Raw genomic sequence first — 19,442 nt, 5'->3', positions numbered from 1 at the left:
AACATTTGTGAATTCTGGTGTTAACCGTTTTGGGCGTTTTTGTGCGTGGAGTTTAGTTACTGTATTGGTGTTATTAGCCATATTAGTAACCACGCTTCGCGTCACACTGCCGCAACTTAACCATTTCCAAGATGAGATCAAAACCTGGGTCAAACAAGGCACAGGTTTTGACGTTTCTATTGCCAATGTCGCAGGGACGTGGCGCAATAATCATCCCTCAATTGCGTTACTGGGTTTAGAGGCAAATCTACCAAACGTGCAAGATGCACGCTTCGCTGTTGAAGAAGTCCAAATTGAGTTCGACCTTATTCAATCTCTTTTTCAACTTAAACCTGTAGTTGCAGACCTTACCATTCATAACCTCGCTTTAGACATTCACACGGTAGACATTCTGCCGACTTCTCATCGTCAAGATCCGAAGCCTGAAGTGGATAAGAGCGAAGTGAAACTCATTGACCAACTCGACTCACTTCTTTTACGTCAGTTCGAAGACTTCACTATTAGCGATTCACGGATTTGGTATAAGTCGGTGTCTGGTGAAACTCGCCGTTTAGATATTGAGCAGCTTCGTTGGAGCAATCAAGGGAAACGTCACGTAGCCGAAGGCACGGTTAGCATTGCCGATGTTCGCCTGAACTCATTGTTAGTAAGCGCTAACTTTAAAGATCATGGCTCGTTGCGCGATGTATCTGGTGAGTTTTACGTGAGTGCTCAAGATGTCTCGGTCACACCTTGGCTGACCACTTACATGCAAGAAGAGTCAGGAGCAGAGTCGGGTAAAGTCAGCTTAAATACTTGGCTAACGCTCAAACATAGCCAACCGCATGATGCTTATGTTGAATTGCTGCCTTCCGAGTTGGTGTGGAATGAAGATGGACATCATGAGCTGTTTATTGAGTCTGGAATTTTCAATCTTCGACCAGATAAACAAGGCTGGAAAGTAAATGGCCACTCACTTCAGATCAGAACCGATAATACCCCTTGGCCAGAGCTAGACGTCGCGTTTGATTGGCAACCAAACGGCTGGATGCTTAATCTCTCTCAACTCGACATTGAAGCACTCATTCCGCTCATTAAGCTGGCTCCAGAGTCAGAGTCGACCAGTGACCTTATTAACAAACTAGCACCGAAAGGTCGGGTCGAAGATGTCCGATTGTCAATGAACGGTGGTTTAGACACCTTACGCTACTCGGCTGAACTGGATGAACTCGCGATGACACAATGGGAGCTCCTACCCGGGTTTCATCACGTACAGGGCAGCGTATCGGGGGATGTGAATCAAGCTAAAGCAAGAGTCACCGTCATTGATGATGTCTTTCCGTACGGCGATGTATTCCAAGCTCCGCTGAATATCAAACAAGGTGAAGTCGATATTATCTGGCAGCAAGATGATGCGGGTTGGCGTTTGTGGGCGGATAAAGTGACGGCAGCAACGCCTGATCTTCAAGTCTTGGGGGCATTCCGTCTTGATTTTCCAAAAGAACAAAGCCCATTTTTATCGTTCTATGCCGAAGCGGATCTCTACAACGCGGGTGAGACATGGCGCTATCTACCGACTCTGGCACTTGGACAAGACTTGACCGACTATCTTTCGACCGCGATTCAGGGCGGTAAAGTGAACACAGCGAAATTGTTGTGGTATGGCGAGTTAGGTGATTTTCCTTACAAAGAACATAATGGCATGTTCCAAGCTTGGGTTGGATTAAAAGACGCGAAATTTAGCTTTGATACGGCATGGCCAACCATCACGGATTTGCAGCTAGACTTGCTGTTTGAAAATGATGCCATGTATTTGGATTCAAAATCAGCCACACTAAATGGCGTTCATGCCAAGCGTATCACTGGGCGAATCCCTGAGTTGGCAGAAGGTGGACACATCGAGATTGAAGCGAAAGCAAGCGCGCCGGGTAATGAAGTCCGTGACTACATGATGGCGACGCCATTAGTGGATTCAGTCGGTGCCGCATTGACAGCGCTGCAAGTGAGTGGGCCCGTTTACTCTGAGTTTCAACTCAACATACCGTTTGATTTTGAGAAAGAGTCTCGCGCTTGGGGTTATGCAGATTTAACAGAAAATCGTGTTGATATTGAAGCGCCGCCAATGACGCTTGAAAACGCCACAGGGCGCATCACCTTCGACAATGATGTGGTTACCACATCGGGTTTGTCGGCCGAATTATTACAACAGCCTATCTCTCTTGATTTCCATGGAGAGAGTGCGGAGCAAGGCTACAACGTGACAATTAATACATTAGGAGATTGGGATGTCGAGCCTCTCAAACCCTATGTCGGTGAGCGTTGGTTAAACCTTGTTTCTGGCCATGCGCCGTGGCAAATGGACATTGACTTGCAACTCAATGATGTTGGTTTCACTTATCAGCTTGAAGTGCTGGCGCAGCTAAATCGTCTGGCTAGTCAATATCCTTATCCTTTAGCGAAAAAAATTGGTGAGTCTGGGCAAGCGAAACTGCAAGCATCCGGCAACCAAGAGAGTATTTCAGCAAGACTACAGATCCCAAATGTGAAGTATCAAACTGAGATAGATATCGCTGGCGATGTCCCGGTTCTGACTGCGACTCATTTAATGGTTGGCAAAGGTGGCTTCCGGATTAGTCCTATTGTCGGGCACGATGCTTCGGTGCGTGTCGAAGAACTGAATTTAGACCAATGGGCTGAGCTTGCGCAGGTCTCTGAGAGCAAGCCTTCATCGTCTGTTTTGGCAAGCATGAAAACGCCGACCATTCCATTGCCGACACGCATTGAAGTTGAAACGCCAAACTTACAGCTCGGTGGGATTGAGTTTCATGATGTGGATTTTTCAGCAAGCAAGAAAAATTTGAGTTGGCAACTCGATGTGGACAGTCAAGAGGTTAAAGGGAAAGCTAACTATCTGAAACCCTATGATCTATCGGTCTCTCTAGAGCACTTGCATCTGTACATCCCAGGGTTTGAAGAGATGACCAAAGAGCGCAGTTCAATCTTTGCGAGTGAAGATCAAAACGCACCTTTGATTACCAATTTTGACCGCAAGTTTCACGCTGAGATGCCAAACTTAACTTTGAACATTGATGATTTTTGGCTGCAAGGCTACAAAGTGGGCAAAGTGAATGTTGATTTGCAGCGTCGCCAGAACCGCTTGGAGTGGAAAAATATCACCTTTAGTAGCGGCAAAAACCGCATTGATATGAGTGGTTGGTGGGACCTGACGAAAGAGAGTAGTCATTCCAACTTAACCATGAAAATGAAAGGTGATAACAACACCGATCTTATGGAGCGCTTTGGTATTACATCAGGCATTCAACAAGCACCATTTGAGATCAATGCCAATATGGAATGGGACGGCGCACCTTGGTCAATGAAGACACAAACCTTGCAAGGAAACGTCTCAACGGAATTTGGTAAAGGCGTGATCAGTGAAGTTAGTGGTGCGGCACGCTTGTTAGGCTTGTTTAGCTTGGATTCTATCATCCGTAAGATGCAGCTCGACTTTACCGACGTATTCGATAAAGGCATGGCATTCAACTCGATCACGGGAACGGGCAAAATCCAAGACGGTGTGTTTATCACCAATGATATCGTAATGGATGCGTTAGCAGGGGAAATGCAAATCCGCGGCATCGCTAATATGAACAGCAGAATGGTTGATGCGGAAGTGAAATTCACACCAGACATCACATCAGGCCTACCAATGCTGACCGCGTTTGCCGTTGCGCCTCAAACTGCTTTGTATGTCTTGGCCATCTCTACGGTGATATCTCCGGTGGTTGAGGTCTTCACTCAAGTCAATTATGAAGTGAAAGGCCCACTAGATTCACCAACGGTGAAAGAAATTTCGCGAAGTAAAGGTGAATATAAGCTGCCAGAAAAACTGCGTGAACAGGCCAAATAACTCACCGAATATAATGGAATAGGGAGGAAACACATGGAGCGTGTTGGCATTATTCAAATGACTTCGGGTCCGGATATTAACGCGAATTTGGACTTCATTGAAAAACAGTGTGCTTTAGCGAGCAAGCAAGGTGCCAAACTTGTTCTTACTCCTGAAAATACAGTGCTATTTTCCAGTCGCGAAGCTTATCATCAACATGCAGAGCCACTTGGCAGTGGCATGATTCAACAGCGGCTCTGTGAAATCGCTAGAAAGAACCAGTTAACGCTAATTGTCGGAAGCATGCCCATTCAAACCGCAAAAGGTGTCACCACCACAACACTTGTATTTCCGCCGCACGGTAAATGCATTGCTCACTATGACAAACTGCATATGTTTGATGTCGACGTAGCCGATGGTTATGGTAGTTATCGTGAGTCGGATACGTTTATGGCGGGTAATCAAATAGTCGTTGCGGAAACTGATATCGGCAGTGTTGGATTGAGTATTTGTTATGATTTACGTTTCCCAGAACTTTATAAAGTATTGCGTCAAGAAGGGGCGGATATCATTGTGGTGCCCGCTGCGTTTACCGCTGTGACGGGGCAAGCTCACTGGGAAGTATTATTGCGAGCTAGAGCGATTGAGACACAATGTTGGATTTTGGCAAGCGGACAAACTGGAACGCATCCATGTGGACGAAAAACATGGGGACACTCAATGGTCGTTGACCCTTGGGGACGTATCCATAAACAGCTTCAGGATGAAGTAGGTTTATTGGTGACTGAGATAGATTTGTCACAAAGCCAACAAGTAAGGCAGAATATGCCGCTGACTCAACACAGTCGCTTTCAAAATGAATTGAGACGGAAATAAAAGAGCTAACTATGAGCACAAACCAAATAGAACAGGCACTCCTTGCCCCAAATGGTCTGACAGAACAAGACATTGCTGACACGCTTGCCAGCATTGCGACGCGCCAGATCGATTATGCGGACATTTACTTTCAGTCCAGCTGGCATGAGTCTCTGGTTCTAGAAGACAGCATCATCAAAGATGGCTCTTTTAACATTGATTGTGGTGTTGGTGTCCGTGCAGTAACTGGCGAGAAAACAGGCTTTGCCTACTCTGATCAAATCCAGCCTGAAGGCCTGAAGCAGAGTGCAATGGCGGCGCGCGGTATTGCTCAGCAAGGGCAAAATGGCAAAGTCCAAGCGTTTAAACGCACCGAAAACCAAGCGTACTACGCGGCTGTGAATCCACTAGCTGAATGGGAAAAGCAGCAAAAAACAGAATTACTCAAATCTCTAGATGCTTACATCCGCACTAAAGAACCATTGATTAAAGAAGTTTCGATCAGCATCAGCGGTGTGCATGAGCAGATGCTTGTTGCGGCAACAGACGGTACTTATGCAGGCGATATTCGTCCTTTGGTGCGTTTGTCTATTAGCGTGCTCGCACAAAAAGGTGAACGACGTGAACGCGGTAGTGCTGGTGGCGGCGGCCGTTTCGGTTACGATTTCTTTTTAACGGAAAGCAATGGTGTGAAACAAGCTTTTCATTACGCAGACGAAGCGATTCGCATGGCGTTAATCAACCTTGAAGCAGAAGCAGCACCAGCTGGCATGATGCCAGTGGTATTGGGTTCTGGCTGGCCTGGCGTGTTGCTACACGAAGCGGTAGGTCATGGCCTAGAAGGTGATTTTAACCGGAAGGAATCTTCGGTTTTCTCTGGCAAAATGGGTCAACAAGTGACGTCTTCGCTGTGTACCATCGTCGATGACGGCACGTTAAAAGACCTTCGTGGTTCACTGAATGTGGATGATGAAGGGGTAAACGGTCAGTACAACACGCTTATCGAAAATGGTGTGCTGAAAGGTTACATGCAAGACAAGCTAAACGCGCGGTTAATGGGTGTGAACCCAACAGGTAACGGTCGTCGTGAGTCTTATGCACATTTACCAATGCCGCGTATGACCAACACCTACATGCTACCAGGTGAACATACGCCAGAAGAAATAATCTCGACGGTCGAGAAAGGGTTGTATGCGCCAAACTTTGGTGGCGGCCAGGTGGACATTACTTCGGGTAAGTTTGTGTTCTCTGCATCCGAAGCATACTTGATTGAAAACGGTAAAATTACGCGCCCTGTTAAAGGTGCGACGTTGATTGGCTCAGGTATCGAAGCAATGCAGCAAGTCTCTATGGTCGGTAACGACCTAAGTATCGACAAGGGCGTTGGCGTATGTGGTAAAGCAGGTCAAAGTGTGCCAGTTGGTGTTGGTCAGCCGACCTTGAAGCTGGACTCACTGACAGTGGGTGGCACTGAGTAACTCAGTCGAATCGTTATAAAAAGAGCGCTCATTAGAGCGCTCTTTTGCTTTGCGAGTCGGTGTCAATTACAGGTTTTCTTCAGCAAATTCCGCCAAGCGGCTACGAACCACGCCGTTGAGGTGAATATTTGCGCTGCCTTCAAAGTTCTTGAAGCGCTCAACCATGTACGTCAATCCTGATGTCACTGGGGTGAGGTAATGAGAGTCAATCTGCGCCAAGTTACCGGAGCAGACGATTTTGGTTCCTTCACCACAGCGGGTAATGATGGTTTTGATTTGTGATGCAGTGAGGTTTTGACACTCATCAAGCAGTACAAACGCATTTTGAATCGAACGGCCACGCATAAAGTTGATCGATTTAAATTGAATGTTGGCTTTATCGCAGATGTACTTCAATGAGCCTTCAGTGCAGTGATCGTGTTTATGTAGTGCTTCCAAGGTATCGGTCACCGCCGCTAACCACGGCATCATTTTCTCCTCTTCGGATCCGGGTAAGAAGCCGATGGATTCACCGATATCTGGCGTGTTACGTGTTACGATAATTTTATCGAACATGCTTTTTTCAATGGTTTGTTCCAATGCTGCAGCCATTGCCAGTAATGTCTTACCACTACCCGCCGCACCCGTTAGAATCACCAAGTCAATTTCTGGATCGAGTAAGGCATCTAACGCCATTCCCTGGTAGATATTTTTAGGTGTGATGTCCCAAGCCTTGCGATGCATTAGGCGTTCGCGGCTCAGGTCGAGAAGCGTTAACTTGTCTTCATTGATGGTTTCTACGCGACCAGCAAAGTCACTGTCTTCATCAATAACGTATTGGTTGATAAAGGTTGGGTCGAAGGGTTCGCGACTGAGTTTATGGTAAGTTTTTCCACCCAGTGCATAGCTTTCTACTTCCTCAATACCGCTCCAGAAATCACCTTCACGCAATTGAAAGCCCTTGGTTAGGTATTGAATGTCGTCAATCAGTTGGTCGGTTCTATAATCCTCAACAAAGCGTACACCAGCCCCTTTGGCTCGCAGACGCATGTTGATGTCTTTCGTGATCAGTACCACTTCGCGTGGTGCACGTTTATTTTGCAGATAAAGCACCGCGTTGAGAATACGGTTGTCACCGGCTTTGTCGGCGAAGGCTTTGACGGTTTCCTGCAGTTCAAAATCCGCCAAAATGGAAATAGTACCTTGGTCGGGGTTGTCTTTAGAAACAGGAATGCCTTCAGAGATTTCATCTGGCGTTGCTTCTTTAAACAAATCTTCCAAGGTGCGAATAGCCACGCGCGCATCTCTTGCAACGTCGCGCTTACTGTCTTTGATTCGGTCGAGTTCTTCCAACACGGTCATGGGGATAACGACATCGTGTTCTTGGAAAGAGAAGATGGCAAAGGGTTCATGAAGAAGAATGTTGGTATCGAGTACAAACAGTTTCCGATCGGTATCGCCCATAGCGTCTCCTTGCCGTAGTACGGCTCTGCATGCGAGTTGTTAGGTCGTTTCCAAATAGGTGTGAAGTGACCTAACTCTGATTGCTTGCAATAGAGGTTGTCGGGCTGATGTCGGCTAGTGTGCAACCGAGTAGCAAGACAACTTACTGCAAACCCGTGTTGATCCTAATCGTGTACTAACGCGCTTAAATCATATGCAATGGTTTTAAACGCCCCTCATTAGAAGTATACGTAATATTTACGTTCTACAACTTAATAATTGGCATGAGTATTTTACAATTTGATTGCATTTAGAGTTTGGGAAAAAAAGTTTCTGCTTGGTGCGGTTTCGGCGTGACCTAAATCACAGCTTCAAGTAAGATTAGCGACCTTTTTCTGCGTATAGGCTACGTCCGATTTATCATGTTGAGCTGGCTTAAAAAATACTCAGTTCATACTGAAATGACGAATGCTATCGGCATAGCAGAAGCCAGAATCAGATCTAAACTATTATCCATGCCCACGGGCATGAGTAGACCAACAAGAAATACGAATCAAGAACTAATAACGAGGTAGTCAATTCATGACATTTGCTTTGGGGCAGCGCTGGATTAGCGATACGGAAAGCGATTTAGGTTTAGGTACCGTTGTAGCAATGGATGCTCGTACTGTGACATTGATGTTTGCAGCGTCAGAGGAAAACCGAGTTTACGCACGTAACGATGCACCTGTTACCCGAGTCACCTTTAATGTTGGGGATGTCATCGATTGCCAAGAAGGTTGGTCTCTAAAAGTAGAAGAAGTACTGGAAGATGAAGGTCTTTACACCTATTTCGGTACTCGTGAAGACACGCAAGAAACCGCTGTTGTTCTGCGTGAGATTTTCCTTAGCAACCAAATTCGTTTTAACAAACCTCAAGATAAGTTGTACGCCGGTCAAATCGACCGTATGGACAACTTTGTTCTGCGTTACCGTGCGCTAACCAACCAGTTTGAGCAGCATAAGAGCCCAATGCGTGGCCTATGTGGTATGCGTGCAGGTTTGATCCCTCATCAGCTTTACATCGCGCACGAAGTTGGCCGTCGTCACGCGCCACGCGTCTTATTGGCGGATGAGGTAGGTTTGGGTAAAACCATCGAAGCGGGCATGATCATCCACCAACAAGTTCTGTCTGGTCGTGCCGAACGCATTTTGATTGTGGTGCCTGAAACACTGCAGCATCAATGGCTGGTTGAGATGATGCGTCGTTTCAATCTGCATTTCTCTATCTTTGACGAAGAGCGCTGTATCGAAGCGTTTGCGGATGCAGAAAACCCATTTGATACTCAGCAATATGTGCTGTGTTCTTTGGATTTCCTACGCAAGAGCCGCAAGCGTTTTGAACAAGCACTGGAAGGTGAATGGGACCTACTGGTTGTCGATGAAGCGCATCACCTTGAATGGAGCCAAGATAAACCGAGCCGTGAATACCAAGTGGTAGAAGGCTTGGCTGAACGTACTCCAGGTGTGTTGCTACTGACTGCAACGCCAGAGCAGCTTGGTCGTGAGAGTCACTTTGCTCGTCTGCGTTTGTTGGATCCAGACCGCTTCTATGCTTACGAAGCATTCGTTGAGGAAGAAGAGCAATACGCGCCCGTAGCAGATGCGATTACTTCACTCTTTTCCGGTGAAAAGCTACCTAATGAAGCAAAAAACCAAATTACTGAACTGCTTTCTGAGCAAGACGTAGAACCACTTTTCCGTATTATTGAAAGTGAAGCGGACGAAGAAGCTAAAGCGTCGGCACGCCAAGAGCTGATCGATAACTTGATGGATCGTCATGGTACAGGGCGTGTTTTGTTCCGTAACACGCGCGCGGCCATCAAAGGCTTCCCTACGCGTAACGTGCATCTGATGCCAATGGATATTCCACCGCAATACACTACATCAATGCGTGTTGCTGGAATGATTGGCGGTAAGATGAGTTCTGAAGCACGTGCGATGAAGAACCTTTACCCGGAAGAAATTTTCCAAGAATTTGAAGGCGATGACGCGAGCTGGTGGCAGTTTGACTCGCGTGTGAATTGGTTGCTTGAAAAAGTAAAAGAGAAGCGCAGCGAGAAAATCCTCGTGATTGCTTCTCGTGCGAGTACCGCGCTGCAATTGGAGCAAGCACTGCGTGAGCGTGAAGGTATCCGCGCCACCGTTTTCCACGAAGGTATGTCGATTCTTGAACGTGACAAAGCGGCGGCTTACTTTGCGCAAGAAGAAGGTGGAGCACAAGTTCTTATCTGTAGCGAAATCGGCTCTGAAGGTCGTAACTTCCAGTTTGCCAACCAACTTGTCATGTTCGACTTGCCATTCAACCCAGACTTGCTTGAGCAACGTATTGGTCGTTTGGACCGTATCGGTCAAAATCGCGATATCGACATTCATGTTCCTTACCTGAAAGGCACATCGCAAGCGATCTTAGCACGTTGGTTCGATGAAGGCCTGAACGCTTTTGCGGAAACCTGCCCAACAGGCCGTGCTGTTTACGATAAGTACTCCGATGATCTGATTGAAATTCTTGCCTCTGGTGATACCAGCACGCTAGATGAGATCATTGAAGCGTCAGCAAAAATGAATAAAGAGCTGAAATCCCAATTGGAGCAAGGCCGTGATCGCCTATTAGAAATGCATTCGAATGGCGGGGAAAAAGCACAACAAATCGTTGAGAAAATTGAATCAACTGACGGCGATACCAATCTGGTCACCTTCGCACTTTCTCTTTTTGACACGATTGGCCTGAATCAAGACGATAAAGGTGAAAACGCCCTGATTGTGACCCCATCTGAGCACATGATGGTGCCAAGCTACCCAGGTCTGCCATACGAAGGAGCGACGATCACGTTTGATCGTGATACAGCGTTATCTCGTGAAGATATGCACTTTATCAGTTGGGAACACCCAATGATCCAGGGTGGTATCGATCTTCTTATGAGTGAAGGGGTGGGGACGTCTGCGGTATCTCTATTGAAAAACAAAGCGTTACCAGTCGGGACTATTCTTCTTGAGTTGATTTACGCGGTAGATGCGCAAGCGCCAAAACGCAGTGGTATCGCGCGCTTCTTACCGAAAACGCCAATCCGTTTAATGATGGACTCGCGTGGTAATGATTTGTCTGCTCAAGTGGAGTTTGAAAGCTTTAACCGCCAGCTCAGCCCTGTAAACCGTCACTTAGGTAGCAAGTTGGTTACGTCGGTACAGAAAGACGTACACCGCTTAATTGAAGCTGGTGATGTTCTTATTGAAGAGAAGGTCGAAGAAGTACGCAAGCAAGCTCATCAAGATATGCAGCATAGTTTGAATGCAGAACTTGAGCGTTTGCAAGCACTGAAAGCGGTGAACCCAAATATTCGTGACGAAGAAATTGAAGCTATCGACGCACAAATTAAAGAGCTTACTGGTTATATCAACCAAGCTCAGGTTCAGCTCGACTCGCTGCGTTTGATTGTGGTGAGCCACAACTAAGTAAGTATTTATTGCTCATTAAAAAAGGTCTTCAGTTGAAGACCTTTTTCTTTATTTACGGTTTAGTTTCTTTATGCGGAATGCATTAATCACTGATAGCTATCTCATTTACATCAACCACTTCCACCAGATAAATACAGCCAAGAAGCCAAACAAGTAAATCAGGCCTGCAATCGACAACCACTTTAGTTTAGGTCCAACAGCCAAAGGCTCAGGTAACTCAGTTTTGCTCACTAAGGTGTAATTTAGCAGAGCAAAGAATGGCGTGGTCATAAAGGCGAGAATCATCGCAAAGTTCAGCATAGGCAATAACGCAGAAGCCCAGAAAACCACAATACCTAATGCAAGTAAGGAGACTACCAGCATGATCGCTGAAGTGGTTTTAGGGTTAGTGTCTGGTTGTGAGCGCAGTAGGCGTTGAGAATCCGAAATAACGCGCGAATAGCCATCAATAACGGTAATCGTGCTGCCAAAGATACAGAAAAACGCAATTACCGCGATTAAGTAACGAGACCATTCGCCAATCGTTGCCGCATATAAGCCAACCAATTGGTGGGAGAAGCCAACGCCAGAGCTTTCAAGCGCAACGCCAGAACCATAAAGCATCAAAGAGCCTAGCGATACAAAGATAATGGCAAGAAACGCCGTGCCAATATAACCGACATTAAAGTCAAATAGAGCAGAGCGGTATGTTACTTCTTGCTGGCTTGATTGGCGTTTTAGCCATGCTGAGGTTAAACAGGAGATCTCTATCGGTGCAGGCATCCACCCCATTGTCACGACGATAAAACCAATAGCCGCAATAGACCAAGGTGACGGCGGCTCGAAGTTGGCTACTTGCTCAACAGGGTTACCAAAGGCGATAGAAACAGCGAGTAAAGTCGCGATGGTTAACACCGACATGATCACCTTAGATAGCGTATCGAGCGCTTTGTAATGGCCAGCAAATAATATGATCAGGCAGGTGACAATCACAATGATGCTGAGTGATGCCATTGATAGTGAAAACGGAATGAAGTAGCCCAGCAAGCTAGCGCTAAACATCAACAAAGCGGCGGTATTGATGACGGCCGATACCACGCTCAGAAATAGAAATAGCCATAGATAAGGCCGGCCTAATTTCGCGTAGCCCTCAACCAAGGTGAGCCCTGTCCCCATGGTGTACTGTACGCCTGCTCGGAAAAAAGGGTATTTAAACAGGTTTACGAGCAGAATCAGTGCAGCCAATTGCCAACCATAAATCGCACCAGCCTTGGTTGATGCCACGAGGTGAGAGCCACCGACCGCAGCAGATGCCATTAATATGCCGGGGCCTAGCGAACGAAAAAATAAGGAAAGTTTGGATTGGGGTTTATCTATAACGGCGGAGTCCATTGCTTATTGTCCTTTTTATCTTATGTATCTTTCTAAAGAGATACATACCGCAGTACATGACAAGCTGAGCGATCGCCCTATACTGCGCAACGGTAATGTCTTTTAAATGCTGTGTTTTGGTGTATTTATTTTAAGTATTCTTTGCGAATATCATGCTGTGTGCATCTAGCACTCTATTCAGTTATGCGTCTTGTTGTCAAACTAAATTTACAACGTGCTATTTTTAGTTTTTATGCTAAAGGATTGACTTTGTTTTATTAGGTTGAACTTTTCTTCAGAATCCTGCATCTGGGTGCTATTTGGGTATATAATCGCGGCGTTTTTATTTTGTAGAGATCTCCCATGGCAATGCTTGAATATACCCCTCCCACCGACCCTTGGGTCGATATCGTTTTTGAGGATGACGACATTCTGGCAGTGAATAAGCCATCAGGGCTGCTGTCTGTCCCTGGTCGCCTTGCAGAGCATTACGACAGCATGTGGAGCCGCCTCAAAGAGTTGCATCCAGAAATTCAAGTTGTGCATCGCTTGGATATGTCGACATCAGGGTTGATGTTGCTGGCGAAAAACAAACCCGCGGAGCGAGCATTAAAAAAGCAGTTCCAATATCGCCTCACTCACAAGGTGTATTACGCACGTGTTTGGGGGCATGTTGAGCCGCAAGAAGGGAATATTGATCTTCCATTAATTTGTGATTGGCCAAATCGTCCACGACAAAAAGTATGTTTTGACGACGGCAAACCATCTCAAACTTTATTCCAAGTAGTGAAGCGTGAAGTGCACCCTGATGGCACCCATACGACCGTTGTGCGACTACTGCCCATTACTGGTCGATCGCATCAGTTACGCGTGCATTTGATGGCGATTGGTCATGCGATTATTGGTGATGAGTTTTATGCAACTGAAGAGGCGTATCAGTTTTCAGAGCGTTTAGAGTTGCACGCTGCGGAGTTAAGTTTTTATCACCCAGTCACAGAACAGTTGAGCAGTATTTTTGTACCCTGTGACTTTTCTCCTGAAGCCGAGGCGATGATCTTTAACTATTTTTCGCCAGAGCGTACATTGCCTGATTATAAAACGTTGCCACACCCTTAATGCCAATTGCACTCAACAGCGGTTCTTTCTAGTTCGCTATTTTTGGCTATTTCGTTACTGTGGTTGATGTATCCTGTCTTTCAGCCGTGAACAAGGAGTTGTTATGTCTTTGCCAAGCATCGTATTTTTAGACCGAGCGACCATCCCAGAACATATTGAGGTCCCACGACCTGGCTTTCCGCACCACTGGCGTGAGTACGACCTAACTGCGCCTGAGCAGGTAATAGAAAGGTTAGCAGATGCCGATATCGTGATTAGCAATAAAGTCCTGCTTGACCAACATGTATTAGAGCAACTACCAAAATTACGGATGATCGCGGTTGCCGCAACTGGTTTTAACAACGTCGATGTGAACTACTGTGCTAATCATGATATTGCGGTTGCTAATGTACGTGGTTACGCGACGCGTTCGGTGCCCGAGCATGTGATGTCAATGTTATTCGCTTTAAGACGGAATTTATTTGGGTACCACCAAGATATTGCCGCAGGTGAGTGGCAGCGTAACCAGCAGTTTTGTTTTTTTACGCACCCAATCGGGGATATTGGTGGTAGCACGTTAGGTGTTGTTGGTAGCGGGGCACTAGGGCAAGCGACGGCGAATCTGGCTCAAGCGTTAGGAATGACCGTGTTGTTTTCTGAGCGTAAAGGGGCGGCAGAATGTCGGCCTGGTTATGTGCCGTTTGAGGAAGTATTAAAACGCTCCGATGCGCTGACCTTGCATTGCCCGCTCAACGATCATACTCAGAATTTAATTGGTCAAGCAGAGTTGCAACAAATGAAGTCCAACTCCATTTTGATTAATACAGGGCGTGGAGGTTTGGTGGATGAGAGCGCACTGGTGGATGCCTTAAAACAGCAAGAAATTGCAGCGGCTGGTTTTGATGTTTTTACACAAGAACCGGCTGATGAGAGCAATCCGCTGATTGCCAATATGAGTTTACCTAATTTGTTACTGACACCGCATGTTGCATGGGGCAGCGACTCATCTATTCAACGTTTAGCGGAAATCTTGATTGAGAACATTAACGCTTTCGAGCGCGGAGACCGCGTTAATCGCTTAGTGTAACGCTGACTGTAAAACCAAAGATAAAAAAAGCAGACATTGACGTCTGCTTTTTGCGTTTAAATCGAATGCTCATTGCGTGAGCCCTCGAATTAAAACTCTTCTTCGTTTAGACCTTTAAGGAGCTGAAAGATTTCGCGGTACGCTTTTGCTGGTTTCCCAGATTTTTTCTCTTTCGCTGCTTGGCGAGCAAGTTGGCGTAGACGCTGACGATCCGCTTCTGGGTACATTTCCATTACGTCATCAATGGCTTTGTCACCTTCTTCCACTACGCGATCACGCAACGCTTCAAGTTTGTGGAATACCGCCGTTAATTGAGAGTGCTTATTACGAATTTTATCCAGTGCGGCTTGGATTGGCTCTGGATCTTCGTAACGCATCAATTTACCAATACGTTGTAATTGGCGACGACGCGCTTCATTTTTAAAACGTTGCGCGTCAGCAATTGCTTCTCGCAAATCTTCACTCAATGGAAACTTTTCTAGAACTGAAGGTTTGAGGCCGACAAGCTCCTCACCTAGCTTTTGCAGTTCTTCCATGTCTCGCTTCATCTCGGATTTACTTACCCAGATGATCTCTTCTTCTGGTTCCCATGGCGCTTTTTGATTCTTACGTGCCATTTCAGTTGCCTGTGTTTTGATTAATATTATGACTATTTTAACAAGAATCATGGGGAGAAAGCGAAATTCTTGTTATCCTATTGTTCATCAAAGACAAGATGTGAAAGACAATGGATATTAAACAGCAGGTTGCTGAGCAACGTACCGAGCTAGAGCAAGCCGTCGCAAGAGCCTTAAAGCTTGCATCGGCAAAATCTGACGCCGCCGAAGTCGCAATTACTAAAAGCACTGGTTTAAGTGTTTCAACTCGTATGGGTGAAGTAGAGAATGTCGAGTTCAACAGCGATGGTGCGCTGGGCATTACCGTTTACCGAGGTCAACGCAAAGGCAGTGCTTCCACGTCTGATTTAAGTGAAGCGGCAATCGAGCAAACCGTTATAGCGGCGCTAGATATTGCACATTACACATCTGAAGACCCATTTGCAGGCCCTGCAGCAAAAGAATACATGGTGCAAGAGATCCCTGAGCTTGATCTTTTCCACCCTGACGCACCCGATCCAGACTATGCTGCCAATGTGGCGATTGCAGCAGAAAAAGAGGCGCTAAGTTATGACAGTGCAATCAAGCAAAGTGATGGCGCGAGTTATGATAGTCATTACGGCGTGAAAGTGTATGGCAATAGCCATGGCTTATTAGCTAGTTATGCGTCTAGCCGCCATAGTACTAGCTGTTGTGTAATTGGCGTTGGTCAAAACGGCGAGATGGAACGTGATTACAGCTACACCGTGGCACGTCATCGTGATGACTTATGGACCCCAGAAACGGTGGGTCGTAAGGCGGCAGAGAATACGGTTAACCGCTTAGATGCGCAGCGTCTAAAAACAGGTCAATACCCAATCATGTTTGCGGCTGATGTTGCGACAGGCTTGATTGGCCATCTCGTTATGGCGATCAGCGGTGGTAACTTGTACCGAAAATCTTCTTTCTTACTTGACCATCTAGGCAAACAAGTGCTTCCTGAATGGTTCAATATCTCAGAACGTCCGCATGTATTGCGTGGTTTGGCATCAAGTCCATTCGATAGTGAAGGTGTGTACACTCAAGACCGTGAGATCATTACCGACGGTGTGCTAGCAACTTATCTGTTAACCAGTTATGCCGCACGTAAAATGAAGATGACGCCGACAGGTCACGCTGGTGGGATTCATAACTGGTACGTGAAGTCGACAGGCCAAAACTTCGAACAAATGCTTAAAGAGCTCGGTACTGGTCTTCTAGTGACAGAAGTCATGGGACAAGGTGTGAACGTGGTAACGGGTGATTACTCTCGCGGTGCCGCAGGCTTCTGGGTTGAGAATGGCGAAATCCAATACCCAGTATCAGAAATTACCATCGCAGGTAATCTAAAAGACATGTTCACCAAGATTGTGGCGGTTGGTAGTGATATTGAAACGCGCTCACAAATCCAAACGGGCTCTATCCTACTGGATAGCATGAAAGTGGCGGGTGAATAAGCTTTTCTAGCAATTCAGAATCAAAAAAGTCTGATGTGTTCATCAGGCTTTTTCGTTTTTTCTGTTAGGTAATCAGTATTGTGGCAAGCCCTAAGAAGACAGATAAACCAATCACATCCGTCACCGTTGTTAATGCCATACCACCAGCTAAAGCAGGATCGATGTTCATTTTTTTCAATAGGATTGGAATCGTTACTCCGGCAATACCTGCGACCAATAAGTTGGTCAGCATGGCGGCGGAAATGATTCCTCCGAGCATCCAGTTACCTTTCCAAGCAACAACAATACCACCAATAATCAGCGCCCACATGATACCGTTGAGTAAGCCGATCGAGGCTTCTTTCATTAACAGTTCACGTTTGTTTGAGTCACCGATATGACCAAGAGCAAGACCACGAATCACTAGTGCGACGGTTTGGTTACCAGCGACACCACCCATGGACGGAACAATCGTCATCAATACCGCAATGGCCGCCATTTGATCTAATGTGGCCTCAAACATATTAGAAACGGAAGCAGCAGCAAGGGCGGCTAATACGTTAGCGCCAAGCCAGATACTGCGTTTGCGAGCTGATTTTACAACAGGCGCGAAAGTATCTTCGTCATCGTCCATACCCGCCATACTCATCATCGAGTGTTCCGCGTCTTCACGAATAACGTCAACCACGTCATCGATGGTGATACGACCGACCAAATGCAAGTTTTCATCAACAACAGGTGCAGATACCCAATTACGGCGTTCGAACAGACTCGCAACATCTGAGTCGCTAGTATCGACGGTGATGGCCTCGTCCGCGTCTTCCATTACATCAATGATTTTTACGTCTGGCTGAGTGGTAATAAGCGTCGTGATCGGCAGTTCACCGATGAGCTTACTCTCTTCATCGATCACATACAGGGCATCTGTAGCTTCTGGAAGCTCGCCTTTCATACGTAGATAACGCAAAACTACGTCCACATCTACGTCACCACGAATTGTGATGACGTCGGTGTTCATCAGTCCACCCGCGGTGTCTTCTGGGTAGGATAGGGCGGTTTCGACCCGTAGGCGGTCAGATGAGTCCATTTGCGACAGGACTTCGCGTGACAGGTTGTCAGGCAAGCTACGCAGTACGTAAGCCACGTCATCGGTATCCATGCCTTCTGTCGCTTCTGCAAGCGCTTCTGGTGCCATTTTGGATACGAGGCTGTCTTTGACGTCTTCGTTCAGCTCGTCAAGGATTTCACCATAATCTTCAGGGTCGGTGAGTTGCCAAAGAACTTCACGGCTCTTACGTGGGGAGGCTTCTAAAAGGTGAGCGATATCCTCAGGTTCCATGTCCTGTAATTGACGACGAACATGGACGAAGCGGCCATTTTCTAGCGCTTCTGTGACTTCTTGGAGGGCTTGGTGAGCTTGGTCGAATTCAATTTGCTCTGCCATTCATTCCTCCCAATTCCTGATATTTACAATGCGTTGAATAATAACTTAATTCTAGGCGCCTTTTAATAACAACTTATGATACTAAGCAAATTTATTTATTAGGTCAGGGAAGAGAAAGATAATGGGAGGTAAGAAAAAAGCGAGTAAACTACTCGCCTTCATCAAATTTATCTTCGATCAAGTGGCAAACGGCATCCAGTGCTTCTTCCGCTTGCCCACCCGTTGCGTGGATCGTGACGTATTGTCCTTGAGCGGACTCTAGCATTAACAGGCCCATTACGCTGTCTGCTGTGGCGGTTTTGTCTTCTTCATTGTCGATGGTGATGACCGCTTCAAAGCTCTGTGCCAGTTCGACCAGTTTGACTGCTGCACGAGCATGTAAGCCAAGGCGGTTTTGAATCAATACTTTACGACTTAACTCCACGGCTATTCCTTAGCGTTTTTCTCTAGTGAGGTATGGCGAATTTGTACTTGGTGTCCTTTGTTGGCGAAGTATTCACCGATTTGCTGAGTTAAGTACACCGAGCGGTGCTTACCACCAGTACAACCGATTGCAACGGTCAGGTAGCTGCGGTTGTTTTTCTCAAGTAGAGGTAACCAATTCTCTATAAAGCTTTCAATTTGATATTTCAAACTTAACACCGATTGGTGTTGCTCTAAAAATGCGGCGATAGGAGCATCCAGACCTGTAAGCGGGCGTAGTGCTGGTTCCCAATGTGGGTTAGGTAAGAAGCGAACGTCGAATACGTAATCGGCATCGGAAGGCAGGCCGTATTTAAAACCAAAAGACTCAAATACCATCACGAGCCCTTTGCGATCTCTGCCTTCAACGCGCATACGCACAGTTTCACTCAATTCATGCAAAGACTGCCCACTACTATTTAGGACCAGATCTGCATGCGCTTTGAGTGGCGTCAAAATTTGCTTCTCACGCTCGATGGCTTGATCGAGCGAGAGGGAGGTGCCACCTAAAGATAACGGGTGAATTCGGCGTGTTTCGCTGTAGCGTTTGAGTAGCGTTTCTTTATTGGCGTCCAAGAAAAGCACGGTCACATCAAGCTCAGTTTTTAACTGTTCTAGTGTACTCGTCAGTTCTTTTAGCTTTTTAGGAATATTTCGAATATCAATGCTGACTGCAACATTCTGTTTGCTGTCAGCAACAGAATGAACAAATGCGTCCAGCAAGTTAACTGGTAGGTTATCAACACAGTAGTAACCTAAGTCTTCCAGTACACGAAGCGCAATACTTTTACCGGCACCTGAGTGCCCGCTAACAACGATTAGTCGCATGGAGTTAG

General features: G+C 46.4%; 13 protein-coding genes. 7 read left to right on the top strand and 6 right to left on the bottom strand.

Annotated elements, in window-relative coordinates:
* The first annotated feature begins 7 nt into the window (after positions 1-7).
* The 3 genes from IJ23_RS22615 to tldD are packed head-to-tail and all read left to right on the top strand — an operon-like array spanning position 8 to position 6,201.
* The gene (locus IJ23_RS22615) at positions 8-3,889 is read left to right on the top strand and encodes a YhdP family protein (protein ID WP_033907412.1); all 3,882 of its coding nucleotides are present in this window, start codon (positions 8-10) and stop codon (positions 3,887-3,889) included.
* Positions 3,890-3,922: 33 nt separating this feature from the next.
* Positions 3,923-4,744 carry a carbon-nitrogen hydrolase family protein gene (locus IJ23_RS22610; RefSeq protein ID WP_005381136.1) on the top strand — a complete coding sequence of 274 codons (822 nt, stop codon included), beginning with the start codon at positions 3,923-3,925 and terminating at the stop codon, positions 4,742-4,744.
* An 11-nt stretch (positions 4,745-4,755) separates the two neighbouring features.
* Entirely contained in the window at positions 4,756-6,201 is a 1,446-nt protein-coding gene (gene tldD / locus IJ23_RS22605) for a metalloprotease TldD (protein ID WP_005381134.1), read from the top strand.
* A 66-nt stretch (positions 6,202-6,267) separates the two neighbouring features.
* On the opposite strand, the gene IJ23_RS22600 is transcribed toward tldD, so the two are convergent.
* Positions 6,268-7,644, bottom strand: a complete 1,377-nt coding sequence (locus IJ23_RS22600; protein WP_005381133.1) for a PhoH family protein — start codon at positions 7,642-7,644, stop codon at positions 6,268-6,270.
* Positions 7,645-8,205: 561 nt separating this feature from the next.
* Between IJ23_RS22600 and rapA the strand changes: the two genes are divergently transcribed.
* Positions 8,206-11,115: an RNA polymerase-associated protein RapA gene (gene rapA, locus IJ23_RS22595; protein ID WP_033907411.1), complete on the top strand. Its 2,910-nt coding sequence runs from the start codon at positions 8,206-8,208 to the stop codon at positions 11,113-11,115.
* Positions 11,116-11,223: 108 nt separating this feature from the next.
* Here the strand turns inward: rapA and IJ23_RS22590 are convergent, their stop codons facing one another.
* The gene (locus tag IJ23_RS22590) at positions 11,224-12,489 is read right to left on the bottom strand and encodes an NRAMP family divalent metal transporter (RefSeq protein WP_005381130.1); all 1,266 of its coding nucleotides are present in this window, start codon (positions 12,487-12,489) and stop codon (positions 11,224-11,226) included.
* Between the two features lie 342 nt (positions 12,490-12,831).
* Here IJ23_RS22590 and IJ23_RS22585 point away from each other — a divergent pair, with 342 nt between their 5' ends.
* Positions 12,832-13,584, top strand: a complete 753-nt coding sequence (locus IJ23_RS22585; protein ID WP_017821305.1) for a pseudouridine synthase — start codon at positions 12,832-12,834, stop codon at positions 13,582-13,584.
* A gap of 103 nt (positions 13,585-13,687) precedes the next feature.
* Positions 13,688-14,650 (top strand): D-2-hydroxyacid dehydrogenase, encoded by a 963-nt coding sequence (locus IJ23_RS22580; protein WP_017636188.1) that lies wholly within the window; start codon positions 13,688-13,690, stop codon positions 14,648-14,650.
* Between the two features lie 89 nt (positions 14,651-14,739).
* On the opposite strand, the gene yjgA is transcribed toward IJ23_RS22580, so the two are convergent.
* Complete coding sequence (gene yjgA / locus IJ23_RS22575; RefSeq protein WP_033907410.1) at positions 14,740-15,267, bottom strand: ribosome biogenesis factor YjgA; 528 nt, start codon at positions 15,265-15,267, stop codon at positions 14,740-14,742.
* Positions 15,268-15,377: 110 nt separating this feature from the next.
* Between yjgA and pmbA the strand changes: the two genes are divergently transcribed.
* Positions 15,378-16,721 carry a metalloprotease PmbA gene (gene pmbA / locus IJ23_RS22570; protein ID WP_033907409.1) on the top strand — a complete coding sequence of 448 codons (1,344 nt, stop codon included), beginning with the start codon at positions 15,378-15,380 and terminating at the stop codon, positions 16,719-16,721.
* A gap of 64 nt (positions 16,722-16,785) precedes the next feature.
* On the opposite strand, the gene mgtE is transcribed toward pmbA, so the two are convergent.
* The 3 genes from mgtE to rapZ all read right to left on the bottom strand — a co-directional run bounded on the left by mgtE (position 16,786) and on the right by rapZ (position 19,434).
* The gene (gene mgtE, locus IJ23_RS22565) at positions 16,786-18,144 is read right to left on the bottom strand and encodes a magnesium transporter (protein WP_005381121.1); all 1,359 of its coding nucleotides are present in this window, start codon (positions 18,142-18,144) and stop codon (positions 16,786-16,788) included.
* 148 nt (positions 18,145-18,292) lie between these two features.
* Positions 18,293-18,568, bottom strand: coding sequence for an HPr family phosphocarrier protein (locus tag IJ23_RS22560; RefSeq protein ID WP_005381120.1), 276 nt, complete (start codon positions 18,566-18,568; stop codon positions 18,293-18,295).
* Positions 18,569-18,570: 2 nt separating this feature from the next.
* Entirely contained in the window at positions 18,571-19,434 is an 864-nt protein-coding gene (gene rapZ, locus IJ23_RS22555; RefSeq protein ID WP_005381118.1) for an RNase adapter RapZ, read from the bottom strand.
* Positions 19,435-19,442: the final 8 nt, after the last annotated feature.

Origin of the sequence: Vibrio sp. OY15, assembly GCF_000742455.1 — a bacterium.
Taxonomy (GTDB): domain Bacteria; phylum Pseudomonadota; class Gammaproteobacteria; order Enterobacterales; family Vibrionaceae; genus Vibrio; species Vibrio alginolyticus.
Note: the sequence above shows the minus strand (reverse complement) of the source record. Positions and strands in the feature narration are given on the sequence as shown.